Origin of the sequence: Thioalkalivibrio halophilus (assembly GCF_001995255.1) — a bacterium.
Lineage (GTDB): Bacteria > Pseudomonadota > Gammaproteobacteria > Ectothiorhodospirales > Ectothiorhodospiraceae > Thioalkalivibrio > Thioalkalivibrio halophilus.
The window spans coordinates 13,991-37,746 of record NZ_MUZR01000044.1 but is presented as its reverse complement, the minus strand read 5'-3'; the positions used below and the strand labels follow the sequence as shown (position 1 = coordinate 37,746).

Sequence of the window (23,756 nt, the reverse complement as noted above, 5' to 3'; positions counted from 1 at the left end):
CCCCGGGTCCCTGAACTCCCGGGAGGGCACGGCGTCAGGCGGAAGCCGATGGCGTCCGGTGGCAGGCCGACAGCGCGCGCAGGCGGCGGCGCTGCATCTTGAGGCGATACTCCAGCTCCTTGAATCGGGTGCGCAGTTCCGTGCGCAGCCAGCGGTCGTTCAGGGCCTCGCGACCGGCCCGCATGTTGTCCGCCTGCACCTGCTGCCACTGGTTCACCGTATCGCGGAAGTGCTGGTACTCGCGTTCCACGGTCGCGCGCCAGGTGTCGTGCATCGGCCCGGCCGCATCGGCGTTCAGCAGGCGGCGGAACTCGGTGTGCAGCCGCGCGCGCAGGATCTTGAAGCGCGGCGTCCAGCGCCGGTCATGCACCAGGCCCGTCCAGGCCAGCAGGTTGATCAGCCACTTCGAGGGGTCGTACTGCCACCAGCGCACCCCGTTGCGATAGTCGCCCTGAAAGGCATGGTGGAAGTTGTGGTACCCCTCGCCCCAGGTGAGCAACGCGACCAGGCCGTTGTCCACGGCGGTATTCTCGTCACTGTAGGGGCGCCATCCCCACCAGTGCGCCAGGGAGTTGATAAAGAACGTGAAATGGTGACTGAGCACCAGCCGCAGCACGCCCGCCAGCAGCAGCATGCCGATCACGTCCCCGAACACCAGCCCCAGCAGCAAGGGCAACCCCAGGTTCAGCCCCCACACCAGGGTCCAGTAGTGGCGGTGCTGCCACATCACCACCGGATCCTTCGTCAGGTCCTTCGCGCGCGAATAATCGGCCCGGCTGGCGGGCCAGTTGCGCAGCATCCATCCCATGTGGGCGTGCCAGAAGCCGCGCTTGATGGAATGCGGGTCGCGTTCCACGTCATCCACGTAGCCATGATGCACGCGGTGCCGGGCACTCCAGTTGTAGATACTGTTCTGCAGCGCCAGCGCCCCGCAAAGCGCCAGAATCACGCGCAGCGGGCCACGCGCCTTGAAGCTGCGATGCGCCCACAGGCGGTGATAGCCGACCGTGATCCCCAGCCCGCTCAATACCAGGAACAGTCCGAAGAACAGCCAGGCTGCGCCACTGAAACCCTGTGTGAGACCCCACCAGGGCACCAGCGTGAGTGCGGCCAGATTCGACAGGGCGAAAAAGATGGCCGAGGTCCAGGCGACGGGAGGGGTGTGTGCGGACATGGAAAACCTGCTTGCGAGACGGAGGAGCAGGGCGCTCCTGCCTGTACGAGTAAGACAGCCCTGCCCCCGGAAAATGCCCGGGGTTTAACGTTTGACGCCAAATATCGTCAGCAGCAGCCCCAGGACTACGGCCACACCGCCCCCGATGAAATACCACGTGGTTTCATCCGTGAACCGGCCGGTCAGGGTCTCGTGGGCCTGTTCGACCAAGCCCTGCGAAGTCTGCCAGCCAAAATAAAGAATCACGATCCCTGCGACCAGCAGGACGATACCGAGAATGCGAACCGGACTCATGGACTTTCTCCTTGCGCTCCGGTGTCATGGTTAGCGGGGTGCCAGCACGAACGTGCACCGGATCAGTGCTTCCCTGAAGTCTAGACCCTTGCCCGCGGGGTTGCCGACGACGGCCCCAGCTTCGCGCAGGCATGATCCCGGATCCGGATTATCGGGCTCTTCGGGTGCCCTGCAGCATGGCCCGGAAATCCTCCGCCTCGAGAGGATGCGCAAGGAGGAAGCCCTGGACACGGTCACAGCCGTGCGCCCGCAGCCAGGCCAGCTGCTGCGGGGTCTCCACGCCCTCGGCTACCGTCCGCAGGGCCAGGGCGCGTGCCATGGCGAGGCTGGCGCGGGCAATGGCTTCGTCGTTCTCGTCCGTGCCCAGCCCGCCCACGAAGGATTTGTCGATCTTGAGCTCGGCGAGGGGGAGCCGCTTGAGGTTGACCAGGGAGGAGTAACCGGTCCCGAAATCGTCGATGGCCAGGTGGATCCCCTGTCGGTGAAGTCTGCGGATCTCCTCGTGGACGATATCGGAGCGCTCGGTAAGCGTGCCCTCGGTGAACTCCAGCTGGAGCTGATCTGCGCCGATGCCGTGGTGCGTCATGCACTGGAACAGCGCCGTGGCGAACTCCCCTTCCCGAAAGTCCCGGGGCGAGACATTAAAGGAGATCGGGGGCGGGTCGAGCCCGGCCGCCCGCCAGGCGCCCACCTGTTCGCACAGGATCTTCTCCACCCGCCGGCCCAGCTCGGTGATCAGGTCGGATTTCTCCGCAACGGGTATGAAGTGTCCCGGGCTGACCGCTCCCCTCTCCGGGTGCTCCCAGCGCAGCAGGGCCTCCGCGCCCACGAGCCGTTCCGGATCGCCTGCGTCGAACTGGGGCTGATAGACGAGGCGCAGTTCGTCGTTGACCAGAGCCCGGCGCAGCGCGTCCTCCAGGCTGCAGTCTTCCATCAGGCGCCGGTGCAGTGCCGGTTCGTACAGACGCAGCCGGTTGCGGCCGTCGGCCTTGGCCCGGTACATGGCCATGTCGGCTGCGCGGGACAGGGTGTCCGCATCCTCGCCGTCGTCGGGGTACAGCGCCAGGCCGATGCTGCAGGTGACACGCAGGCTTCGGCCCCGGACTTCAAACGGGCGAGCAAGGGTCGCCACCAGGCGCCGGGCAATCGAGGCGGCTTCGTCGGTGTGAGTGTCGGCGAGGATGACCGTAAACTCATCGCCGCCCAGGCGCGCGATCGTATCCACGTCACGCACCACCTCCTGCAGCCGGGAGGCCACTTCGACCAGCAGCTCGTCGCCCACCTCGTGGCCCAGGGTGTCATTGATGGTCTTGAAATCGTCCAGATCGAGGAACAGCAGGGCCGCCTGTTTCCCGTCGCGCCGGGCCTGGGCAATGGCCTGGAGAAGTCGGTCCTGGAACAGGTTGCGGTTCGACAGGCCGGTCAGCGCATCGTGGTTGGCCAGGTATTCGACCTCCCGGTGGGAATCCTTGAGCTGGCTGATGTCCGAAAAGACCGTCACGAAGTAACGGGGCTGGCCGACATTGTCATCCACGCGGTTGATGGTCAGCCATTCCGGGTAAACATCCCCGTTCTTTCGCCGGTTCCAGATCTCCCCCTCCCAGAATCCGCGCTGGTTGATGCCTTCCCACATTTCTTCGTAGAAGGCCTGGCTGTGGCGTCCGGATTTGAGCAGGCGGCCGATTTTGACGCCCATGGCGTCGCTGCTGGTGTAGCCGGTAATGCGGGTGAAGGCCTGGTTGACGGTCTGGATGCGGCCGGCCGGATCCGTCACCACGATGGCCTCGCCGGCGTCCTCGAACACATGGGCCGCGATCCGGAGCTGATCCTCCGCGCGGCGGCGTTCCGTGATATCCATGAGGGCACAACGGAACCGGGCCTCGGCGGCGTCCTTGTTGCGTTCCGCCACCGTGTCCATGCGCACGGTCCGCGGGCTTGAGCCGTCGCCCACCAGGTTCAGTTCGTCCACAACATGGGCCTTCCCCGCGCCGGTCAGTGCACGGCGGTGCAGGTGCAGTGCATCCTGGGATTCGGTGGCCACGAAAGCGGACAGGGGCTGGTCGGTGACATCGGTTCCCGGGGCGAGGAGTTCGGTGGCGGCCCGGTTGGCCTCCCGTATCCGACCCTCGTCGTCCAGGATCAGGTAACCCATCGGGGCCTGCTGGAACAGGTCCCGGTAGCGATCCCGGGCGGTTTCCAGGTGGTCCCGTGCCTGTTGCAGCACCTCGTTCTGGATCCTCAGCTCCTCCTGATGCAGCTCCAGCTCCGCCACCAGGGCCCGGGTATCCGCATCGGTCCGTTCGGAGATGTCCGTCAGGCCGCGCCCCAGGCGCTGACGGGCCGCTTCGCGCAGGGCCTCGGGCGGAAGGGGTTTCGGGTCGTCATGGTCCATGGTCGGGGCTCCTTGCGGCGGGTTCCGGGGCCCGGGACACCGGTCTCCGGAACTCCATGGTGAGCAGGATCATGCTCGCGTCGTCCTCCAGTTCCAGGCGACGGCCGTTCAGGAGCAGGCCGGTCGACTCCGGGTCGCCGAAATCCGCTGTCAGCTCGAAGTCGTGGAAGGCCTTGTTCTGCGGCAGGACCTCGGTCAGCAGGGCCCGCAATTCCGGGTGGTTCCACTGCCCGTCTGCCAGCTTGAACAGGCTTCGGCCTTCCACCGACTCCGGGGTCAGGGGAAAGCTGCGATAAAAGCCGTCGTTGGCGGACACCACCCGCAACTCCGAATTCAGGACCAGCAGGGGCTCGCGAACGGTGTCGACGACCGCCCGGAAGAATGCCTCGGGACGGGCTACCCCCTGAGCGGCCTGAATGTCCTGGAAGGTACACACCACCCCGCGGATCACGTTCCGGGTGCTGCGGTAGGGCTGGATGCGCAGCAGATACCAGTGGCCGGTCTGCGTCTGCACCTTCACCTCGCGGGGGATAAGGCTGTCCAGAACCGCCTCGGCGTCCGCCTCGAGGGAGTCGTAGCAAAGCCTGGTGGTCAGCTCCCTCAAAGGGCGGCCGATGTCGGAGGGGCGTACCGCGATCAGGGTCTGCGCGGGCATGGTAAAGCGCTTGATGTTCAGGGATTCATCCAGGAACAGGATGGCGAGGTGGGTGCTCTCCAGGAGGTTCTTGAGGTCATCGTTGGCCTCGGTCAGGTCATCCACCCGGGTCTGCAGCTCGGTATTGACGCTGCGCAGCTCCTGGTTGAGGGACTCGACTTCCTCCTTGGCAGCTTCCAGCTCCTCGTTGCTGCTCTGGTGCTCCTCGTTCATGGACTGCAGTTCTTCGTTAAGGGACTGCAGCTCCTCGTTGGAGGACTGCAGTTCCTTGACCGCGAACTGCTTGTCCTGACGCAGGGCCTCCAGCTCCCGCTTCAGCCGGGTCGCGTCCGCGGTATTGCCGCCTTCCGGGGCGGCTGCCGTCGCACACGATTCAATGGATGCTTCCGCCGGGTCCACGGCAGGGACCGAATGCAGGGCCACCAGGCGGAATCCCGAAAGGGCGGCGGGTGTCCGGATCCGCCGGACTTCCAGCCGGACCGGCTCGGTATCGCCGTTGGTCTGGACCTGCACCTCGCGGGTCACGTGATCGGTATCGCTGCCGGTCACGTCCTTCAACGCCTGGGACAGCGGCGCCCGCAGCCCCGGCCGAGCCATCTCCAGGATCTGATTCCGCGCGGGGCCGCTGGCGGGTTCCAGGAAGCGCCCGGTGCGTCCGTGAATGTACACCACCTCCCCGCGGTCATTGACCACCACTGTCGGCGGAGCGAACTGCAGGGCCAGCAGGCGTTCCACATTGCGGGCGAGGCTGTTCCCGGTTCCGGTGGCCGGGCTGTCGCTGCTTTCCTGGGAGGGCAGTGCCCGATGGTGACGGCTGGGCCCCGGCATCTCCGGCAGGAGCGACGGCAGGCCCCCCTCGGCGACGCGGAAGATCCGGCTTTCCTTGTCCGCGACCGAGAAGGCCTCGCTGTGGTAATCCGGGCTTTCCGATGCGCCCAGCAGCAGCAGACCCTGGCTGCGCAGGGAGTAACGGAACAGCGCCAGGAGACGCTCCTGACGGTCACGCTCCAGATAGATCAACAGGTTGCGGCAGGTAATGAGATCCAGCCCGGTGAACGGCGGGTCCTGCAGCGCGTTGTGCTCGGCGAACACCACCATGTCCCGCACCTCCCGGCCGATCCGGTAGGCGTCGTTTTCGGCCGAGAAATGCCGGCGCACCCGTGCCTCGGTCAGATCCTGGGCAATGCCCGCCGGATAGCGTCCCGCCCGTGCGATGTTGATGGCCGCCTGATCCACATCGGTGGCGAAGATCCGGACCTCCGGGGCCTGCTCCCAGTGCTCGATACATTCCCGGACGAGGATGGCCAGCGTGTAGGCCTCTTCCCCGGTCGCACAGCCCACCACCCAGGCGCGGAACTCCTGCCCCGTCCGGGCTGCCCGTTGCAGCATGGCCGGCAGCAGCTTCTCTGCCAGCGTGGTCCAGACCGGGGGGTCCCGGAAGAAGTTGGTAACACTGATCAGGAACTCCTGAAAGAGCAGGTCGATTTCCTCGGGATGCGTCTGCAGATAGGTCAGGTATTCCTCGGCATCCACGATCTGCCGCAGGTCCATGCGCCGTTCCAGGCGGCGATGCAGGGTGCTGGTCTTGTACCCGGAAAAATCGTGGCCGGTGCGCTGCCGGACCTGGTTCAGGATCCGGGCCAGCAGGTTTTGCGGGATCAGAGGGGCATGATCCGCCAGGGCCTTCTGGCGGTCACCCCGGGAACGGAGATAGCCGGTCAGGGTGGCTGGCATGTCGGCCGCGGGCAGCACGTAGTCCACCTGCCCGGTGGCGATGGCATTGCCCGGCATGTCGCCGAACTCGGCGGTATCCGTGGCCTGGGCCATGACCATGCCCTCGCGCGACTTGATGGCCTGGACCCCGAGGGTGCCGTCGCTGCCCGTTCCGGAGAGAACAATCGCGATGGCCCGGTGTGCTGCCCCCTCCGCCAGTGAACGGAAGAGGGTATCAATGGGGTGGGGAGGGCCGTTGCCGGGGCGTTCCAGGGGGTCGCGCGAACGCATCAGCTGTCCCCGGACCAGGACCCAGCCGTCGTCCGGAAGCGCTACATACACGCGGTCCGGCGCCAGCGCCTCGCCTTCCTCGACCATCTGTACCGGCAGGGCCGTGTGCGGCCCCAGGATCTCCGGCAGCAGACTGCGTTCGCCCCTGGGGTGGTGGGTGACGATGACGTAGGCCGCCCCGGTGTCGGCAGGCAGGTGGGCCAGAAGGGACTGAAGGGGCTGGAGTGAACCCGCGGAGCCCCCGACACCGACGATTGGCAGGGCCTGGACTGTGGGATCATCGCTCGGTGGCGGCATGGACTGCTCTCGGACGGCGGAACGGGTTTGCTGATACCCACATACTAGGGAAACACTGATCAATGTACACGTTCGCGCTCGAGCCCCTGCATTTAATGACTTGTGGGGGTGGCACCCCGGGAAGCGGGCCCCGGATGTTTTTCACCCCGCAGCGGCCATGCTCGCACCGACAGGCTGTCCGATCGCTTTACAGCATCGGGCCGCACCCGCACGCCCGGGCCCGGGCAGCGCCGTTGGCCACGCCCATCGAACCCGGGGAGGAATCCGGCCGTATGTCGCACCACACCAGTCATTGCGGCACATCCGCCCGCACCGCGCGAGCCCTCCGGCCGTGCTCTTCGTCGTCCCGGGGGCTGTCCACATACTTTACGGTTCGTGGTCGCCCCTGTGCCCCTGGTTGGGCCCCGAAACGCAAGCCTTTGTTCTCAAAGGGGGAGAGGCCGCCCATTCCGTCGGGCGCGAATGTTGCATATCCATGTATGAGTGCAGCACCCAAACCACAATCTGCCCTCGCATACCATGGAGGTAGCTATCATCGACAAGATAGTTTCGCGCAGCGGAACCCTCGCTTTTCTCCTCGCGGGCAGCATGCTCGTGGCTGGACCGGCTTCCGCCAGTTTGATCAACTGTTCGGACGTCGACGGGGGCCTGGAAAACAAGGTCAATCCCAACCAGGGTTGCCAGATTCTGGAGCCGCTCGGTGGCAACCAGAATGACAGCCCCACGCTCATCAACAATACCGCGTTCTTCGACTACTCGGACTGGTCGTTCGACGGCAAGTACGACGATGACGGCGACGCCCTTACACCGGACCCGGGTGACCCGGCCACCATTGTGAGTTTCGACGGTGACGCCGAGAGCGGGACCTGGGGTCTGGTGGACCTCGATTTCTGGGCCAGTTTCGATAACCTGATGATGGTCTTCAAGGATGGCGGCAATACCAACCTGGTCGCCTATGACATCACAACCGGAGCCCTGAATGGAGACTATGCCACCCCGTTCACCAGCCCGCCGTTTCCGTTGCCGGGCCAGGGCAACGACCGCGACATCTCGCACGTCTCGATTTACTACCGGGACAACGGACATGGCGAAATCCCGGCGCCCGGCTCGCTGCTTCTCGTGGGTCTCGGTCTCGTGATGCTTGGCTGGTCCCTGCGCCGGCGCAAGAAGCCGGCCCCGGGATTGATGGCATAAGTCCCTGAGGATCCAGCCCCAACGGGCCCCGGAAGCGATTCCGGGGCCCGTTTCACGTGCGGCCCGGCTTCGCGCGCCGGTCTGTGCGGCCTTTCCCGTAACGCCTGCGGGCTGCGGAAGGGGGTGGCGCATTTCTGGCTTTGGGCTGAACCGATTCAGGGAGCCGGGCGGGATCGGGATACAGCCTCGTCGAGGTCCTCTGTGATCCGGGTGACGACCCGGGCAAGGGTGTCGAGGGTCTCGGGTGAGAGACACGCGCCGTCCTCAAGGCGGGCGGGTTCGATGCCGTGGACGATGAGAGTTTCCGGGAGCTCGCCGAGGGAACGGGCGAGTTCCACGGCCTCGGCGAGGCCGATGCCGTGGGAGGAGTAACGGGCGCCGCGCGGCAGGGGCTCGCGGGCGTCCAGTCGGTGCAGGGTGCCGGGGGCGGCGCCGGTGACGATGGCATCGACGAGGATCACCGGATCATGTCCCTGCCACAGCTCCATCAGTTCGGCAGGCTCGCCGTGGCTCTTGGCGGTGGCGAGGCCCGGGGTGTCGGCCAGCGCGTCCACCACGGCATGGCCGATACCGTCGTCGCCGCGCCAGGGGTTGCCGATGCCGATGACCAACGGCCCTTTGCCGGTGATTGGCACGGCGGGAGCCGTAGCCAATCCCTTTTGCGGGCGTTCCCGGGCTATGGGGGTGTTTCGTGCCGCCCGGACAATTTCTTCGCGGCGCCCGTCGCTCAGATCCGAGTGCCGCTCTTCGGTCTCGGAGGCCGAAAACAGCGGTTTTTCCTGAGGGGTCTGTCCGGATGGTCGTGCCACGGGGCGCTCCCGGTCGATACCTGGCGGTGGCTAACGGGGCGTGCCCTCGCTTTTCCGGGCGGCAGTGGTCGTTTCCAGCCGCTCCGCAAGCCAGATCTTGATGATCGACTGGCGGGTGACGCCCAGCCGGCGGGCTTCTCGGTCCAGGGAGTCGATCATCCAGTCCGGGAAGTCCACGTTTACCCGCCGCTGTTTGCGGAGCGGCCGCTGGGCCCCGGATAGATCGAGGGCATCGGTCATCTCTTCTCCGCTGTCAAAGCGCTCGTCAAATGTCTTCGCTTTCATATGAATGAATGGTATAGAAATTATACCTTTACTCTAACAGAACGACGATCTTGGCTCGCGCAGAATCAAGCGTCCCGTCTTGTGCTGGGCCTCACTGGCGGTCGACGGTGAGGTCGAGGAAGTGGGTGGCGCAGGAGATGCAGGGATCGTAGTTGCGGATGGCGACCTCGCAGTGGTGGCGCAGTTCGTCGTCCGGCAGGTCGAGGTGGGTCTGCACCAGTTCGCGCAGGTCGGCCTCGATGGTGGGCTGGTTGACCGAGGTGGGCGGGACGATTTTCGCATCGGTGATCAGGCCCGCGTCGTCGGTAGTGTAGCGGTGGTAGCAGATGCCGCGCGGGGCCTCGGTGGCGCCGAAGCCGGTGCCGGCGCGCGGGGTGACCGGCAGGGCGGGCTCGGCCGGTGCGGCGCGGTAGCCGTCGACCAGGCGCAGGGCCTCCTCGAAGGCGAGCACGATCTCGATCATGCGCACCAGGATACTGCGGAAGGGGTTGCGACAGGCCGCGCCCAGCCCGGCACGCTCGGCCAGCTCGGCGGCGCGCGGGGTCAGGCGTTCGCGGTTCAGGGCGAAGCGCGCCAGCGGGCCCATGAACACCGGTTCGCCGGAGTCCGAGCGGTGGCTGTGCAGGGCGTTGGAGTGGGCGACGTGTTCCTCGGTGAAGATGTCGTCGTAGTCGCGGATGGCGGCGTCCAGGCCGCTGGCGGAGCCGAGGCGGCCGTGGGTGATCGGGTATTCGTCCGGGTGCACCAGCGACACGAACTCGTAGTCGCGTTCGAGGTTCGGGTAGTCGAGGGTGGCGAGGAATTCGGCGACCTCGCAGGAGGCCTCCAGGCCCCAGGTCAGCTCCTCGCGCAGGCCGGCGACCTCGGCGGGCGTTGGCGCGCGGTAGAAGCCGCCGACCCGCAGATTGACCGGGTGGATCTCGCGCCCGCCCAGCAGGCGCAGGATCGAGTTGCCGATCTTCTTGATGCGCAGGCCGTTGCGCACCATGTCCGGGTGGTCCTTCGCGGCGGTGACCGCATCCGGATAGCCGAGGAAGTCCGGCAGGTGGAGCATGAATACATGCAGGGCGTGACTCTCGATCCACTCGCCGCAGTAGGCCAGCCGCCGCAGGTCCTGCAGCACGCCGTCCACAGTGATGCCGCAGATATCCTCCATCGCCAGCGAGGCCCCCATCTGGTAGGCGATGGGGCAGATGCCGCAGATGCGCGCGGTGATGTCCGGGGCCTCGCGGAAGTCGCGCCCGCGCAGGAAGCCCTCGAAGAAGCGCGGCGCCTCGAAGATCGACAGCTTCACCTCCTCCACGCGGTCGCCCTCGGTGCGCACGTACATCGCGCCCTCGCCCTCCACGCGGGCGAGGTAGTCGACTTCGATGGTGCGGGTCTCGCTCATGACTGCGATCCTGTTTCCTGTTCCTGACGTTCGCTCTCTTCACGGAAGGCGTCGGCGCCGGCGTTGAAGGTGCGGTAGAAGCGTACGCGTGTAGCGCGGTCCATCCCCAGTGTCTCCAGCTGGCCGGACAGGCCCGGCGCGTTGGGCGTCTCCTTGGGCCCGAAGCAGCCATAGCAGCCGCGGTTGCACCCGGGGCACAACGCGCCGCAGCCGGCGTGGGTGACCGGGCCGAGACAGGGCGTGCCGTGGGCGACCATCACGCAGACCTGTCCGGCCCGCTTGCACTCCTCGCAGACGCTGGCGCTGGAGACCTGCGGGCGCCGGCCGTAGAGGAAGGCGCTGACGACCTCCAGCAACTGGTACTTGTCGATCGGGCAGCCGCGCAGCTCGAAGTCCACCGGTACGTGCTGGCTGATGGCATCCGAGGTGGCCAGGGTCTCGATGTATTCCGGGTGGGCGTAGACCTGGCGGGTGAATTCTTCGACATCCGCGAAGTTGCGCAGGGCCTGGATGCCGCCGGTGGTGGCGCAGGCGCCGATGGTCACGAGGAACTTCGAGGCGCGGCGGATCTCGCGGATCTCCTCCGCCGCCTGCGGCGTGGTGATCGAGCCCTCCACCAGTGTCAGGTCCCACGGCCCGTCGATGCGGGTGCGCGTGGCCTCGGGGAAGTGGGCGATCCGGATCCGGTCGGTGACCGCCAGCAGCTCGTCCTCGCAGTCCAGCAGGCTGAGCTGGCAGCCGTCGCAGGACGCGAACTTGAACACCGCCAGGGTGGGCTTTTCCCGACTCATAGCTCGCGTATCCGGAAGGCCGGTTCCATCACCGGGTAGGGGAACACGGGGCCGTCACGGCAGACGAAGTGCGACCCGATCTGGCAGTGGCCGCAAAAGCCCACCGCGCAGCGCATGTTGCGCTCCATGGACACGTAGATGTCTTCCGGCTTCAGCCCGCGGCGCTCCAGCGAGGACGCGGTGAAGCGCATCATCACCTCCGGGCCGCAGACCATCGCCAGGGTGTTGCGCCGGTCGAAGCCGCCGCGATCGACCAGCTGGGTGACCACGCCGACATCGCCGCGCCAGGCGGCGGTGCCGCGATCCACGGTGATGCGCAGATCCACATCATCGCGCGCCGTCCAGGCGTCCAGCTCGTCGCGGAAGATCATGTCGCCGGGCGAGCGCGCGCCGTAACAGACCACCACGCGCCCGAACTCCGAACGGCGTTCCAGCGCCGCGTGGATCACCGGCCGCAGCGGCGCCAGGCCGATGCCGCCGGCGACCAGCACCAGGTCGCGCCCGCGCGCCTGCTCCAGCGGCCAGGCCGTGCCGAACGGCCCGCGCAGACCAACCACCGCGCTGGCCTCCAGATCCTGCATCGCGCGGGTCACGCTGCCCACCGCGCGGATGGTGTGCACGATGCCGCCGTCGTCGGTGATCGCGGAGACCGAGATCGGCACCTCGCCCACGCCGAACAGGTAGAGCATGTTGAACTGCCCGGGTGCCGGCGCGGCGTCGGGCTCCATCCCCGGCTCGGGGTACAGCGTCCAGCTGAACACCTCGTTGCTGGCCACGTCGCGGCGCACCGAGTGGATGCGCCATGGCTCTGGTGCCATCGCCTGGTCCGGCAGGGTTGCAGCCGCGTCAGTTGCCATGCCCGGGCCCGCCGTGGCTGTAGATATCCAGCGCCTGCAACCGCGCGGCCTGCAGGCGTTGCACGATCAGCGCGGCGAAGTGCTTCATCAGCACGTAGCCGAACGCCGGGTCGGCCTCCATGCGTTCGCGCAGCACGCCGGCATCGAAGTGCAGGGTTTGCAGATCGGTGATCGCTCGGGCGTCGTAACTGGCGCGGTACGGCGGCAGCAGCCAGGACCAGCCGAGGATGTCGCCAGGGCCCAGGGTCTGGAACGCGACGCGGCGTTCCCGCAGCGGGCTCTCCAGCGCGACCTGGCCTTCGCGGAGGAGCCAGAAGGTCTCGGTCGGCTCGTGATCGCGCATCAGCCGGGTACCGGCCGTGTAGCTGCACTTCGCCGCACAGGCGGCCAGCAGGCGCCGGTGCTCCGGCGCCATGTCCTCGAAGAAGGGCTCTTGCTCGATGATGGCCAGCAGCTCGTTCATCCCCGGCCCTCCGGATCGCGGCGCACCGCGGTGACTTCCTCGGTGATGTCGATCCCCACCGGGCACCAGGTGATGCAGCGTCCGCAGCCGACACAGCCGGAGGTGTCGAACTGGTCGTGCCAGGTGGCCAGCTTGTGGGTGATCCACTGGCGATAGCGCGCGGCCACCGACTCCCGATGGGGCCCGCCGACCAGGTGCGAGTGCTCCTGGTTGAAGCAGGAATCCCAGCGCCGCACGCGCTCGGTGCGCTGGCCCTCCAGATCGGGCACCTCCTCGACCTGCGAGCAGAAGCAGGTGGGGCAGACCAGGGTGCAGTTGGAGCAGGATAGGCAGCGCTCGGCGGTCTCTTCCCAGCGCGGGTGTTCGAAGGCCCGGTTCAGCACCTCGCGGGCGTCACCGGGCATGCTCCGACCCATCTTTTTCGGGGCCTCGGCCCACACGCGTTCGGCGGCGGCCTGCTCGGCGTCCGAGGCCGGGCGCGGCTCCAGCCGGTCGAGCATCGCACGCCCCGCGTCGGATCCGGCCTCGGCGACCAGGAAGTGCTGGGTGGCGTCGATCACCTCGGTGAGCGCCAGGTCGAAGCCCTTGCGGGCGCGCGGGCCGGTGTCCATGGAGGCACAGAAGCAGGTGCCTCCCGGCTCGGCACAACTGACCGCGACCATGAACAAGTCCCGCCGACGGGCGGCATAGCCGCGGTCCTGCACCGCCTGGCCGAGGAACACCCGGTCCTGCACGTCGATCGCCGCCAACTCGCAGGCGCGCATGCCGATGAAGGCGCGGCGGGGGATGTCGGATACGCCGGGCTCGGTCACGAAGCTCCCGTCCGGCTGGCGGGTCAGCCGGAACAGGGTCTCCTCGGGGGGGAACAGGTACTTCTTCCAGGAATGCGGCCCGACCACGTAGCCGAACAGCGCGCCGTCCTCGCGCTCGCGCAGGCGGTAGTGCCCGGGGGCCTGCTCGTCGGTCCAGCCCACCGGCAGGTCCTCGAGGCCGCCCACCCGGTCGTAGACGATCGCGCCGTCGCGCCGTGTCGGCCCCACCACCTCGTAGCCATCACCGGCCAGCAGGCGGATCAGCGTATCCACGGCTTGTGGTGCGATCACTTCCATGGAATCCCTCCGGTGAATCCCGTCCCGTCCGGTCCGTCGCTGCGGTCCGGTCGGTCAGTTTCCATGGTGCGCCAAATGCGACGCAGGTTCTACCCGTCCGCCCGGGCGAGTCTGGCCATCGCGCGACCGTGGTCTGGCGCCCTGGCCGCTGACACGGCCGGGGTCCGGGTGTGCGATCCTGCACACGTCAAAGCAACCAGTCGCAGGAGGATTCCGGATGAAGGTGGCCGTATTCAGCGCCCAGCAGCATGACCATGAACACCTCGTGCCGTTAATGCGCGAGGCGGGGATGGAGCCCGTGATGGACGAACGTCGCTTGACCCCGGAGTCGGTCAACGATGCGGCCGGCGCGGATGCGGTGTGTGCGTTCACCAACGACGATCTGGGTGCGGCCACTCTGGACGGCCTGCATGCGCTGGGCATCCGCGTGATCGCCCTGCGCTGTTCGGGACACGACAACCTGGATCACGAGCATGCCGCCTCCCTGGGCATGCGAGCAGGCCGGGTGCCGGCGTATTCGCCCAGTGCGATCGCCGAGCATGCGGTGGCTCTGCTGATGACGCTGAACCGGCATACCCATTTCGCCTGGCAGCGCACCCGGCGCGGCGATTTCCGCCTGAATCACCTGGCCGGCTTCGACGTCGCGCAGCGCAACGTGGGCGTGATTGGTACCGGCAAGATCGGGGCGATCTTCTGCCGAATCATGCAGGGTTTCGGGGCCCGGGTCCGGGCGATGGACCCGTACCCCGATCCGGAGCTGCAGGCCGCCGGCGTGACCTACACCGATCTCGACGGTCTGCTGAGCGAATCCGACGTGGTCTGCCTGATGTGCCCGCTGACGCGCGACAACCGGCACCTGATCAACGCCGACACGCTGGCCCGCATGCCCCGCGGCGCGATCCTGATCAACACGGCCCGTGGCCCCCTGGTGGATACCGATGCGTTGGAGGCGGCGCTGGATTCCGGGCAGCTGGACGCGGCAGCCCTGGACGTCTACGAGGACGAGGGTCCGGTGTTCTTCCGTGACTGGTCCGGGACCGAGGGTGGCGTACCCGACGAACGGCTGGTGCGCCTGACGCAGCGCGACAACGTGCTGGTCACCGGGCATCAGGCGTTCCTGACCCACGAGGGCCTGACCGGGATCGCCGAAACCACGGTCCGGAATCTGCAGGTGCTCTCGCGCGATCCGGAGGGTCACGAGGAGTTGCCCGGCCGCCTGGTGTGAAGCCGCGCCGCATTGCGGACGCAGCGCTTGATTTTCGCCGGCCCGGCTAATATATCCCCGGTAAGGATGCCGCCACGGCATGGAGGTCAACAGCATGCACGAGGTCGACGGCGTAAAGCTCATCGAAAACACCTGGATCACGCTGAGCGACGGCTGCCGCCTGGCTGCACGCATCTGGCTGCCGGAGGATGCCGGGGACAACCCGGTCCCCGCGATCCTCGAGTACATCCCGTATCGCAAGAACGACCACAAGGCCCTGCGGGATGCAGAAGTCCATGGCTTCTTCGCGCGCAACGGCTACGCGGGGGTGCGTGTCGACCTGCGCGGCAGCGGTGATTCTGACGGGGTGCTGCCCGACGAATACCTGCAGCAGGAACTGGAAGACGGCCTGGAGGTGATCCGCTGGATCGCGCAGCAGCCGTGGTGTTCGGGCAAGGTCGGCCTGTTCGGTCTGTCCTGGGGCGGCTTCAACGGGCTGCAGCTGGCGGCCCTCCAGCCCCCGGAGCTGGGGGCGGTGATCTCGGTGTGTTCGTCGGATGACCGCTATGCCGACGACGTGCACTACATGGGCGGCTGCCTGCTGACGGACAACCTTTCCTGGGCGTCGACCATGTTCGGCTTCAACTCCTGCCCGCCGGACCCGCGGGTGGTCGGCGAGGATCGCTGGCGCGACATGTGGCGCGAGCGCCTGGAGGGGTCCGGCCTGTGGATCCGCAACTGGCTGGAGCACCAGCGCCGCGACGACTACTGGAAGCATGCTTCGGTCTGCGAGGACTACAGCGCGATCCAGGTCCCGGTGATGGCGGTCAGCGGCTGGGCCGACGGCTACTCCAATACGGTGTTCCGCCTGCTCGAGCACCTGCAGGTACCGCGCGCCGGGCTGGTGGGGCCCTGGGGCCACAAGTATCCGCACATGGGCGGGCCGGGGCCGACCATCGACTTCCTCGGCGAATGCGTGCGCTGGTGGGACCACTGGCTCAAGGGCATCGACCGTGGCGTCGATTCCGATCCGATGGCGCGCTTGTGGCTGCACGACGCGCGCAGCCCGCTGGTGCCGGAGATCACCGGTGAGTGGGTCGCCGAGCAGTGCTGGCCCAGCCCCGGCATCCACTACCACGAATTCGGTCTGGCCCGGGGGCGCCTGGTCGCCGGCGGCGAACGCACCGATGAAGCGGAAACCCTGACCATCCGCAGTCCGCTGAGCGTGGGGCTGTTCGCCGGCAAGTGGTGTTCCTACGCCGAGACCACCGACCTGCCTTCGGATCAGCGCCTGGAGGACGGCGGCGCCCTGGTGTTCGAGACCGATCCGCTGGAACAGGATTTCGACCTGCTGGGGGACACCGAGCTGGAGCTGGAGATCGAGGCCGATCGTCCGGTGGCCCAGGTCGCCGCGCGCCTGTCCGACGTGGACCCGGAGGACCGGGCCACGCGCGTCACCTTCGGCATCCGCAATCTGACACATCGCGACGGGCACGAGGAACCGCAGCCGCTGGAGCCCGGGCGGCGCTACCGTGTCCGCTTCCGGCTGAACGAGGTGGCCCAGCGGTTCCGTCGCGGCCATCGTATTCGCCTGTCGGTCTCCAGTTCCTACTGGCCGCTGGCGTGGCCGGCACCGGAACCCGCACGTCTGACCCTGCATCTGGAAGGTTGCTGCCTGCATCTGCCGGAACGCCGGGCCGGCGCCGATACCCCTGTCCCGCGGGATCTCGGCGAGCCGCGGCATGCCCCCACCCCGGGGCATACCCTGCTGGCCCCGGCCCATCGCGAATGGAAGACCGAGCACAACCTGGCGACCAATGAGGTCGCCCTGAACGTGATCAACAACGACCCCGTGCTGCAGCTGCATGACAATGACCTGACCTTTGGCCGGGAGGTGCACGAACGCTACAGCTACCGCAGCGAGTCCTACGACACCGTGCGGGGCGAGGTGGTGCAGACCCGGCATTTCCGGCGGGATGACTGGTCGGTGCGCACCGTGACCCGCACGGTGCTTACCTCTACCCCCGACACCTTCCGGATCCGCGCCACCCTGGATGCCTACGAGGGTGACGTGCGCGTCTACGCGCAGAGCTGGGACGAGAGCATCCCGCGCGACCTGATCTGAAGCGGTCCGGCGAACACCGGGAAACCGGGAGGAGCGACATGAGCGAGAAGAAACACGTCTTTGTGGTCGGTATGGACGACTTCAACCGGGCCAAGCTGGAACGCCTGCCCCAGGCCGCCGAGTGCGAATTCCACGCGGCGCTGGATTTCGCCGACATCCGTAACGTCGATGCCTTCGATATGGGCGACCTGCTGGAACGTGCGGCCGCGCGTATCCAGCGGGCCGGGGTCCCGGTGGACGCCATCGTGAGCTTCTACGACTTCCCCGGCACCGTGATGGTCCCGTTGCTGGCCGAGCGCTTCGGCGTGCCCGGGCCCTCGCTGGAAGCCGTGCTCAAGTGCGAGCACAAGTACTGGAGCCGGCTGGAACAGCGCAAGGTCATCCCCGAGCATATCCCGCGCTTTCAGGCCTTCGATCCGCACGACGAGGAAGCGTGGTCGAAGCTCGGCATGCTGCCGCCGTTCTGGATCAAGCCGATCAAGTCGTTCCGTTCGTTCCTCGCCTTCCAGATCAACGACGAGCGCCAGTTCCGCTCCGTCATGCCGATCTGCCGCGAGAAGGGTGGCTTCATCGGCGCGCCCTTTGCCTGGCTGATGCAGCGCTCCGGCGCGCCGCCGGAAATCGCCGAGATGCCCGAGAGCTTCGTGGCTGAATCACCCATCGGCGGCTGGCAGTGCACCCTCGAGGGATACAGCTACAACGGGCAGGTGAATGTCTACGGTGTGGTCGATTCGGTGACCGAGCAGGACGGCTCCTCGTTCTCGCGCTACGAATACCCGTCCTCGCTGCCGCTGGAGATCCAGCACCGCATGATGGATCTCGCGCGCCTGGCGGTGCAGCAAACCGGCCTGGACAATTCGCCGTTCAACGCCGAGTTCTACTACGACCAGACCGGCGATCAGGTGTGGCTGCTGGAGATCAACCCGCGCATCTCCCAGGCTCATTCCGACATCTTCGAAAAGGTGCACGGCATCTCGCACCACTCCGTGATGGTGGACCTGGCGCTGGGACGCAAGCCGCGGCCGATGGAGCGCAACGGCGAGTTCAACGTGGCCGCGCATTTCATGTTCCGCACGCACGAGAGCGGCCGCGTGCGGCGGGTCCCCAGTGCCGAGGCCGTTACCCGGCTCAAGTCCCGCCAGCCCGGCACCGAGGTGAAGATCCCGGTGCGGCCCGGCCAGCACCTCAAGGACCTTCAGGGCCAGGACATGTACAGCTTCGAGATCGCCAACGTGTTCATCGGCGGGCGTGATCGCGCCGACCTTCTGGACAAATACGACGAGGCCCTGTCGGTGCTGCAGTTCGATATCGAGAAGGACACCGAGGCGGTCATCACCTGACCCTCGTGCCGGATCGGCGAGAGGGCTCGCCTCCTACCGGTTGATGCCTCCCCGGGCCGGATCGGCGAGAGGGCTCGCCTCCTGCCGGTTGACGCCTCCCCGGGCCGGATCGGCGAGGGGGCTCGCCTCCCACCGGTTGATGCCTCCCCGGGCCTGATCGGCGAGAGGGCTCGCCTCCCACCGGTTGATGCCTCCCCGGGCCGGATCGGCGAGGGGGCTCGCCTCCCACCGGTTGATGCCTCCCCGGACCTGATCGGCGAGAGGGCTCGCCTCCTACCGGTTGATGCCTCCTCGGGCCGGATCGGCGAGAGGGCTCGCCTCCTGCCGGTTGACGCCTGACCCGTAGGAGGCCGGCCCTCCGGCCGATCATCGGGCTCGCCGGGTGCCAGCCGGGGCGCCGTGTCGTGCGGCCCAAAAACCCTGTACGGGCCGACAAAAAAGGCCCGGTCCCCCGAAGGGGCCGGGCCCTGCAATGCCGGGTCGGCGGGCCGCGAAGTCCTCGCGGCCGCCGGGCCGGTCAGCCCTCGTTGTGGTAGCGGGTCACGCGCTCCACGTCGTTCTTCGCGCCCAGCACCACCGGCACGCGCTGGTGGATGTCCTTCGGCGGGAGATCCATGATGCGCTGGCGCCCGGTGGTGGAGGCACCGCCGGCCTGCTCGACGATGTAGCTCATCGGGTTGGCCTCGTACATCAGGCGCAGCTTGCCTTCCTGACCCTTGGCGGTGGTCTTGGAGTCCAGCGGGTACATGAAGATGCCGCCGCGCGACAGAATGCGGTGCACCTCGGCGACCATGGAGGCGACCCAGCGCATGTTGTAGTCCTTGCCCAGCGCGCCTTCCTTGCCGGCCAGGCACTCGTCGACGTAGCGCTTGATCGGGGCTTCCCAGAACCGCATGTTCGACATGTTGATGGCGAACTCCTGGGTGTCCTCGGGGATGTGGACCTTTTCCTTGGTCAGCAGGAACTCGCCGAAGTCCTTGTCCAGGGTGAACATGTTCACGCCCTGGCCGGTGGTCAGCACCATCATGGTGGACGGACCGTACAGGCAGTAGCCGGCGGCCACCTGGGTGGTACCGGGCTGCAGGAAGTCCTCGGTCTTCGGGTCCTGCACGCCTTCCGGGGCCTTCAGGATGGAGAAGATGGTGCCGACGGAGACGTTCACGTCGATGTTGGAGGAGCCGTCCAGCGGGTCGAACAGCACCAGGTAGTGGCCACGCGGGGCGTCCTTGGGCAGCTCGAGGATCTCGTCCATCTCCTCGGACGCCAGGCCGGCGACATGACCGTTGTGCGACAGCGCCTCGATGAACACCTCGTTGGTGATCACGTCCAGCTTCTTCTGGGTCTCGCCCTGCACGTTCTCGGAACCGGCCGAGCCGAGGACGCCGACCAGGTCGCCCTTGTCGACCAGGGCCGAGATCTTCTTGCAGGCGGTGGCGATGTCGTTGAGCAGTCCGGTGAACTCGCCGGTGGCGCCCTGGATGCCGCGCTGGGTTTCGATGATGTAGTTGGTCAGTGTCGTGCCGATATGCATTTTGCCGATCCTGATGGTTGTGAGTCCGTGCGACCTCGGGGCACTCTTGGGGCAGAGGCTGCCGCGAGGGCGGCCGAACCCGCCGCCCCGGCCCGGGTCTTAACCGGGATAGTGTAGCAAATGCCGGCGCGGGGGCCGATGCGGGTCCGAATGCAGCGAAATCCAGGGAGAAAGGCATGCCGCAGAACGCTTTGTACGCCCAGTCTGGCGGGGTTACCGCTGTCATCAACGCCAGTGCCTGGGGGGTGATCGAGGCCGTTCGGGGGCACCCGGCCCATTTCGGACGGATCTACGCCGCGCGCGACGGGATCCTCGGCGTGCTGCGCGAGGAGCTGATCGACCTCGACCACGAGGATCCGCTGACCCTGCAGGCACTGAGGCACACGCCCGGCGGGGCGTTCGGGTCCTGCCGCTTCGACCTGGGCGATCCGGAAACCCATCCCGAGCAGTACGAACGACTGGTGGAGGTCTTCCGCGCCCACGATATCGGCTATTTCTTTTACAACGGGGGCGGCGGCTCCATGGATACTGCCCTCAAGGTCGCGAAGATGGGGGACCGCATGGGCTACCCGATCACCGCGGTGGGTGTGCCCAAGACCATCGACAACGACCTCGCGATCACCGATACCAGTCCGGGTTTCGGCTCCGCCGCCAAGTTCATCGCCACCACCGTGCGCGAGGCCAGCCTGGACGTGGAGTCCATGCATACCAGCTCGACCAAGGTCTTCATCCTCGAGGTGATGGGCCGGCATGCTGGCTGGCTGGCGGCCGCCGCGGCACTGGCCCAGGAGTTCGACGGCCAGCCGCCGATGCTGATCCTGTTCGCCGAGATCCCGTTCGAGGAGGCGGACTTCATGGAACACCTCAACCGCACCATCGAGCGCCACGGCTACTGCGTGGTGGTGGTTTCCGAGGGCCTGAAGAACCCCGACGGCAGCCTGTTCTCGGTAGCGCAGAGCCACGATGTCTATGCCTATACCCAGCTGGGCGGCGCCGCGCCGCGCCTGTCCGAGCTGATCCGCGAGAAGACGGGGCACAAGCTCCACTGGGCGGTGGTGGACTACATCCAGCGGGCCGCCCGCCACATCGCGTCGAAGGTGGACGTGGACCAGGCCTACGCGTGCGGGCGTGCGGCCGTGGAAGGCGTGGTGGCCGGCCACCACAGCTTCATGCCGATCATCCAGCGGGATTCCACCCAGCCCTACCGCTGGCGCATGGGGCGGACCTCGCTGGAGAGCGTGGCCGACATCGAGCAGGGCATGCCGCGCGAATACATCACCCCGGACGGCTACGGCATCACCCAGGCCGCGCGCGACTATCTGCGTCCACTGATCCAGGGAGAGGACCAGCCGCCGTTCGAACGCGGGTTGCCGGCCTACCCCCGCATCCGCGGCGAATTGCTGCCGAAACGGTGCCCATCATTCGAAGTGGATCACGACTGAGCACTTCCGGAGGCTCGAGGGCTTGGCGTGGCGCCTGATGGGCGTAGGATGAAAGTTGTGGGGGGGGCCAACCCGTGCCTTCGAGGAGGCTGTCCATGACAAACTCGATCGTTACAAGTACTCGCTTCGTCCCGTCCGGCTCCGGTTTGCTGGCCGGTCTTCTCGCGCTGGGGCTTGCCCTGTTGCCGGTGACCCCCGCGCTGGCTGAAACCGGCGAGCGGGCCGAGGCCGGCACCGGCCACATGGTGGATACCCGTTCACTGATCGATCAGACGCAGTCCGAGGACACCCGGGCCGAACTGCTGGAGCGCCTGGACGAGGCGGCGGTGCAGGAGCAGCTGATCGCCATGGGCGTGGATCCGGAGCAGGCCCGCGAGCGGGTGGCCCGGCTTACCGATGACGAGCTGGCGGAGCTGGAGGCACGCATGGATTCCGAGCCGGTGGGGGCTACCGGAGTCCTGGGCGTGCTGGCCATCGTCTTCGTGGTGTTCGTGATCACCGATGCCCTGGGCGTGACCGACGTGTTCCCGTTCGTGCAGTCACGCGATCGCTGACCCTTCGATGCAGAGTTCGGGAGGTGCACACCCCGCGGCGCACTGGCGCGGCGGGGTCGGGGGAGTGCTGGCCGCCGCGCTGCTGGCGTTGCTGCTGACGGGCTGTGCCACCGCGCCGCAGAGCCGTGACCTGGCCGGCGGACCTGAGGCCCTCCCGGATCTGCCGCCACGCGTCGAACTGCGCGACACCCCGTTCCACCCGCAGGAGGATTACCAGTGCGGCCCGGCCGCGCTGGCCACGGTGCTCGAGGGGCGCGGTCTGGACGTGTCGCTGCAAGGGCTGATCGACGAGGTCTACCTCCCCGCCCGCGAGGGCACCCTGCAGGCCGAGATGCGTGCGGCGGTACGCGCGCGCGATCTGGTGGCGTATCGCCTGGAGCCGGATCTGGAAGCGGTCCTGCGCGAGGTCGCGGCCGGTCATCCGGTGGTGGTGTTCCAGAACCTCGGGCTCGCGATGTTCCCGGAATGGCATTTCGCCGTGGTCATCGGCTACGACCTGGAGGCGGGCGAGATCATCCTGCGCAGCGGGACCCACGAGCGCCACGTGAACGAGTTCGCCCGTTTCGAACGGACCTGGGCGCGCGGCGAGCGCTGGGCCTTCATCCCCGTGGCGCCGGATGAGCTGCCGGCCACCGCGGAGCCGCTGAACTGGCTGCGCGCGGTCAACGAACTGGAGGTCACCGGCGCACTGGCGGCCGCGGCCACGGGTTACCACACGGCGATCGACGCATGGCCCGATCACCCGGTGGCCTATGTCGGTCTGGCCAACGTGGCCATGGCGCAGGATGACCCCGAGGCGGCCGAGTCTGCGCTGCGCGAGCTGATCGAGCGTGACCCCGGGGTGGACGCGGCCTGGAACAACCTCGCCCATGTCCTGCTGGCGCGGGACTGCACGGAACCCGCCCGGGCGGCGGCCGCCTGCGCGGTGGCGCTGAGCGGGGGCGAGGACGCATCCCCGTATGCCCCGACCCTGCGGACGCTGGAGCGGGCGGCCCCGTCCCCCGACGGGGCATGCGACCCCGTCCCGGACTGCCCGGCGGGCCGGCGCGCCGACTGAGAGGGGCACGCGGCTCGGCGCGGCGTCAGTCCTCGAACAGGGCCTCCACCCGCGCGTGGATGTGCTGGTCGGCGTCCGGTCCGATTTGCGTGGTCTCCGGGTCGTGGCGGTCGCAGAACGCCCAGGCGAATTTCAGGTCCTTGATCCCCAGCGAGCCGAACAGCCGGGCCTCGGCCGAATGGTCGGTGGCTTCCGGGATCACGGTCGGCCAGCCGTCCTCGCCCGGGGTCAGCGCGGGACCGAAGAAGATCGCCCCCGGCAGGTTCTTGATCCGCAGGGCGCAGGTGCCCTCGGTGACGCCGCCCATCGGCAGGAAGTCGATGGTGCGCGACAGCCGCTGCTTGCGGTTGAACGGGGTATCCACGGTGCCGCCGGCGGCGCGGATCGCGGGTGCCTCGGCCTCGTAGGCCAGCACCTCCAGTCCGGCCTCGCGCCAGGCGTCGAGGTCGCGCGCGCCGCGGTGGCTGGGCAGGAACAGCCAGCGCGGCTCGGTGAGCGCGCGCAGCTCCTGCAGCAGGGCGTCCGAAAACGGCGGGGCGTTCACCAGGATGCCGCCCATCTCGCGGTCGTCGATCAGCCAGACCGCCGGCTCGTCATCGCCGACGCGGTGGATATTGCGTTCGCGCAGTTCGACCAGTGCCGGACCGATCGTTCCGGGGGAAGCGGACATGCAGGCGTCTCCGGGTTCCTCTGGGGTGTAGCCGGGGAGATTGCGGGCTTGCGGCCCCGTGCGCAATTTGGGCGGGAATCCGGCGGGGGATCGTCGGATGGTCGGGCCGCCGACCGCCG

At 67.6% G+C, this 23,756-nt stretch carries 20 protein-coding genes; 7 read left to right on the top strand and 13 right to left on the bottom strand.

Going from position 1 to position 23,756, the window contains the following annotated elements:
- Nucleotides 1-34: 34 nt before the first annotated feature.
- The 4 genes from B1A74_RS10305 to B1A74_RS10290 all read right to left on the bottom strand — a co-directional run bounded on the left by B1A74_RS10305 (nt 35) and on the right by B1A74_RS10290 (nt 6,816).
- Nucleotides 35-1,174 carry an acyl-CoA desaturase gene (locus B1A74_RS10305; protein ID WP_018947324.1) on the bottom strand — a complete coding sequence of 380 codons (1,140 nt, stop codon included), beginning with the start codon at nt 1,172-1,174 and terminating at the stop codon, nt 35-37.
- A gap of 84 nt (nt 1,175-1,258) precedes the next feature.
- Nucleotides 1,259-1,468: a DUF3185 family protein gene (locus B1A74_RS10300; protein ID WP_018947325.1), complete on the bottom strand. Its 210-nt coding sequence runs from the start codon at nt 1,466-1,468 to the stop codon at nt 1,259-1,261.
- 148 nt (nt 1,469-1,616) lie between these two features.
- Nucleotides 1,617-3,860: a putative bifunctional diguanylate cyclase/phosphodiesterase gene (locus tag B1A74_RS10295; protein WP_077244582.1), complete on the bottom strand. Its 2,244-nt coding sequence runs from the start codon at nt 3,858-3,860 to the stop codon at nt 1,617-1,619.
- The gene (locus tag B1A74_RS10290; protein ID WP_018947327.1) at nt 3,850-6,816 is read right to left on the bottom strand and encodes a CheR family methyltransferase; all 2,967 of its coding nucleotides are present in this window, start codon (nt 6,814-6,816) and stop codon (nt 3,850-3,852) included. Before B1A74_RS10290 ends, B1A74_RS10295 begins: the two co-directional genes overlap by 11 nt.
- 588 nt (nt 6,817-7,404) lie before the next feature.
- Between B1A74_RS10290 and B1A74_RS10285 the strand changes: the two genes are divergently transcribed.
- Nucleotides 7,405-8,010, top strand: a complete 606-nt coding sequence (locus B1A74_RS10285) for a PEP-CTERM sorting domain-containing protein (RefSeq protein WP_077244581.1) — start codon at nt 7,405-7,407, stop codon at nt 8,008-8,010.
- 155 nt (nt 8,011-8,165) lie between these two features.
- Here B1A74_RS10285 and B1A74_RS10280 read toward each other — a convergent pair whose 3' ends face one another.
- The 7 genes from B1A74_RS10280 to B1A74_RS10250 form a co-directional block, all read right to left on the bottom strand.
- Complete coding sequence (locus tag B1A74_RS10280; protein ID WP_077244580.1) at nt 8,166-8,645, bottom strand: hydrogenase maturation protease; 480 nt, start codon at nt 8,643-8,645, stop codon at nt 8,166-8,168.
- A 204-nt stretch (nt 8,646-8,849) separates the two neighbouring features.
- Nucleotides 8,850-9,104, bottom strand: coding sequence for a type II toxin-antitoxin system BrnA family antitoxin (gene brnA, locus B1A74_RS10275; protein WP_425274680.1), 255 nt, complete (start codon nt 9,102-9,104; stop codon nt 8,850-8,852).
- A gap of 91 nt (nt 9,105-9,195) precedes the next feature.
- Nucleotides 9,196-10,494: a Ni/Fe hydrogenase subunit alpha gene (locus B1A74_RS10270; RefSeq protein ID WP_077244579.1), complete on the bottom strand. Its 1,299-nt coding sequence runs from the start codon at nt 10,492-10,494 to the stop codon at nt 9,196-9,198.
- Complete coding sequence (locus B1A74_RS10265; RefSeq protein ID WP_024328580.1) at nt 10,491-11,285, bottom strand: NADH-quinone oxidoreductase subunit B family protein; 795 nt, start codon at nt 11,283-11,285, stop codon at nt 10,491-10,493. The genes B1A74_RS10270 and B1A74_RS10265 overlap by 4 nt, the downstream gene beginning before the upstream one ends.
- Complete coding sequence (locus B1A74_RS10260) at nt 11,282-12,142, bottom strand: FAD/NAD(P)-binding protein (protein WP_077244578.1); 861 nt, start codon at nt 12,140-12,142, stop codon at nt 11,282-11,284. Before B1A74_RS10260 ends, B1A74_RS10265 begins: the two co-directional genes overlap by 4 nt.
- Nucleotides 12,132-12,605 carry a cyclic nucleotide-binding domain-containing protein gene (locus B1A74_RS10255; protein WP_077244577.1) on the bottom strand — a complete coding sequence of 158 codons (474 nt, stop codon included), beginning with the start codon at nt 12,603-12,605 and terminating at the stop codon, nt 12,132-12,134. The genes B1A74_RS10260 and B1A74_RS10255 overlap by 11 nt, the downstream gene beginning before the upstream one ends.
- A complete protein-coding gene (locus tag B1A74_RS10250) occupies nt 12,602-13,714 on the bottom strand; it encodes a 4Fe-4S dicluster domain-containing protein (protein ID WP_077244576.1) in 1,113 nt (370 codons plus the stop codon). Before B1A74_RS10250 ends, B1A74_RS10255 begins: the two co-directional genes overlap by 4 nt.
- Nucleotides 13,715-13,931: 217 nt before the next feature.
- Here B1A74_RS10250 and B1A74_RS10245 point away from each other — a divergent pair, with 217 nt between their 5' ends.
- The 3 genes from B1A74_RS10245 (at nt 13,932) to B1A74_RS10235 (ending at nt 18,383) form a co-directional block, all read left to right on the top strand.
- Nucleotides 13,932-14,939, top strand: coding sequence for a 2-hydroxyacid dehydrogenase (locus B1A74_RS10245; protein WP_018947336.1), 1,008 nt, complete (start codon nt 13,932-13,934; stop codon nt 14,937-14,939).
- 94 nt (nt 14,940-15,033) lie between these two features.
- The gene (locus B1A74_RS10240) at nt 15,034-17,043 is read left to right on the top strand and encodes a CocE/NonD family hydrolase (protein WP_077244594.1); all 2,010 of its coding nucleotides are present in this window, start codon (nt 15,034-15,036) and stop codon (nt 17,041-17,043) included.
- A 38-nt stretch (nt 17,044-17,081) separates the two neighbouring features.
- Nucleotides 17,082-18,383 (top strand): ATP-grasp domain-containing protein, encoded by a 1,302-nt coding sequence (locus tag B1A74_RS10235; protein ID WP_077244575.1) that lies wholly within the window; start codon nt 17,082-17,084, stop codon nt 18,381-18,383.
- A 517-nt stretch (nt 18,384-18,900) separates the two neighbouring features.
- On the opposite strand, the gene B1A74_RS10230 is transcribed toward B1A74_RS10235, so the two are convergent.
- Entirely contained in the window at nt 18,901-19,914 is a 1,014-nt protein-coding gene (locus tag B1A74_RS10230; RefSeq protein WP_018947339.1) for a class 1 fructose-bisphosphatase, read from the bottom strand.
- A 176-nt stretch (nt 19,915-20,090) separates the two neighbouring features.
- Between B1A74_RS10230 and B1A74_RS10225 the strand changes: the two genes are divergently transcribed.
- From B1A74_RS10225 to B1A74_RS10215, 3 genes are all read left to right on the top strand, one after another.
- Nucleotides 20,091-21,356, top strand: a complete 1,266-nt coding sequence (locus B1A74_RS10225) for a 6-phosphofructokinase (RefSeq protein WP_018947340.1) — start codon at nt 20,091-20,093, stop codon at nt 21,354-21,356.
- 95 nt (nt 21,357-21,451) lie between these two features.
- Nucleotides 21,452-21,910 (top strand): PA2779 family protein, encoded by a 459-nt coding sequence (locus B1A74_RS10220; RefSeq protein WP_024328574.1) that lies wholly within the window; start codon nt 21,452-21,454, stop codon nt 21,908-21,910.
- A 7-nt stretch (nt 21,911-21,917) separates the two neighbouring features.
- Nucleotides 21,918-22,967, top strand: a complete 1,050-nt coding sequence (locus B1A74_RS10215) for a PA2778 family cysteine peptidase (protein WP_077244574.1) — start codon at nt 21,918-21,920, stop codon at nt 22,965-22,967.
- Nucleotides 22,968-22,992: 25 nt separating this feature from the next.
- Here B1A74_RS10215 and B1A74_RS10210 read toward each other — a convergent pair whose 3' ends face one another.
- Complete coding sequence (locus B1A74_RS10210; RefSeq protein ID WP_018947343.1) at nt 22,993-23,637, bottom strand: MBL fold metallo-hydrolase; 645 nt, start codon at nt 23,635-23,637, stop codon at nt 22,993-22,995.
- Between the last annotated feature and the right edge of the window lie 119 nt (nt 23,638-23,756).

Excerpts from the sequence above, each read along its gene's own strand:
- B1A74_RS10250 (WP_077244576.1), bottom strand. The coding sequence starts at position 13,714 with ATGGAAGTGATCGCACCACAAGCCGTGGATACGCTGATCCGCCTGCTG.
- B1A74_RS10240 (WP_077244594.1), top strand. The coding sequence starts at position 15,034 with ATGCACGAGGTCGACGGCGTAAAGCTCATCGAAAACACCTGGATCACG.
- B1A74_RS10260 (WP_077244578.1), bottom strand. The coding sequence starts at position 12,142 with ATGGCAACTGACGCGGCTGCAACCCTGCCGGACCAGGCGATGGCACCA.
- B1A74_RS10255 (WP_077244577.1), bottom strand. The coding sequence starts at position 12,605 with ATGAACGAGCTGCTGGCCATCATCGAGCAAGAGCCCTTCTTCGAGGAC.
- B1A74_RS10290 (WP_018947327.1), bottom strand. The coding sequence starts at position 6,816 with ATGCCGCCACCGAGCGATGATCCCACAGTCCAGGCCCTGCCAATCGTC.
- B1A74_RS10225 (WP_018947340.1), top strand. The coding sequence starts at position 20,091 with ATGCCGCAGAACGCTTTGTACGCCCAGTCTGGCGGGGTTACCGCTGTC.
- B1A74_RS10265 (WP_024328580.1), bottom strand. The coding sequence starts at position 11,285 with ATGAGTCGGGAAAAGCCCACCCTGGCGGTGTTCAAGTTCGCGTCCTGC.
- B1A74_RS10215 (WP_077244574.1), top strand. The coding sequence starts at position 21,918 with ATGCAGAGTTCGGGAGGTGCACACCCCGCGGCGCACTGGCGCGGCGGG.
- B1A74_RS10245 (WP_018947336.1), top strand. The coding sequence starts at position 13,932 with ATGAAGGTGGCCGTATTCAGCGCCCAGCAGCATGACCATGAACACCTC.
- brnA (WP_425274680.1), bottom strand. The coding sequence starts at position 9,104 with ATGAAAGCGAAGACATTTGACGAGCGCTTTGACAGCGGAGAAGAGATG.
- B1A74_RS10285 (WP_077244581.1), top strand. The coding sequence starts at position 7,405 with ATGCTCGTGGCTGGACCGGCTTCCGCCAGTTTGATCAACTGTTCGGAC.
- B1A74_RS10235 (WP_077244575.1), top strand. The coding sequence starts at position 17,082 with ATGAGCGAGAAGAAACACGTCTTTGTGGTCGGTATGGACGACTTCAAC.
- B1A74_RS10210 (WP_018947343.1), bottom strand. The coding sequence starts at position 23,637 with ATGTCCGCTTCCCCCGGAACGATCGGTCCGGCACTGGTCGAACTGCGC.
- B1A74_RS10295 (WP_077244582.1), bottom strand. The coding sequence starts at position 3,860 with ATGGACCATGACGACCCGAAACCCCTTCCGCCCGAGGCCCTGCGCGAA.
- B1A74_RS10270 (WP_077244579.1), bottom strand. The coding sequence starts at position 10,494 with ATGAGCGAGACCCGCACCATCGAAGTCGACTACCTCGCCCGCGTGGAG.
- B1A74_RS10300 (WP_018947325.1), bottom strand. The coding sequence starts at position 1,468 with ATGAGTCCGGTTCGCATTCTCGGTATCGTCCTGCTGGTCGCAGGGATC.
- B1A74_RS10305 (WP_018947324.1), bottom strand. The coding sequence starts at position 1,174 with ATGTCCGCACACACCCCTCCCGTCGCCTGGACCTCGGCCATCTTTTTC.
- B1A74_RS10230 (WP_018947339.1), bottom strand. The coding sequence starts at position 19,914 with ATGCATATCGGCACGACACTGACCAACTACATCATCGAAACCCAGCGC.
- B1A74_RS10220 (WP_024328574.1), top strand. The coding sequence starts at position 21,452 with ATGACAAACTCGATCGTTACAAGTACTCGCTTCGTCCCGTCCGGCTCC.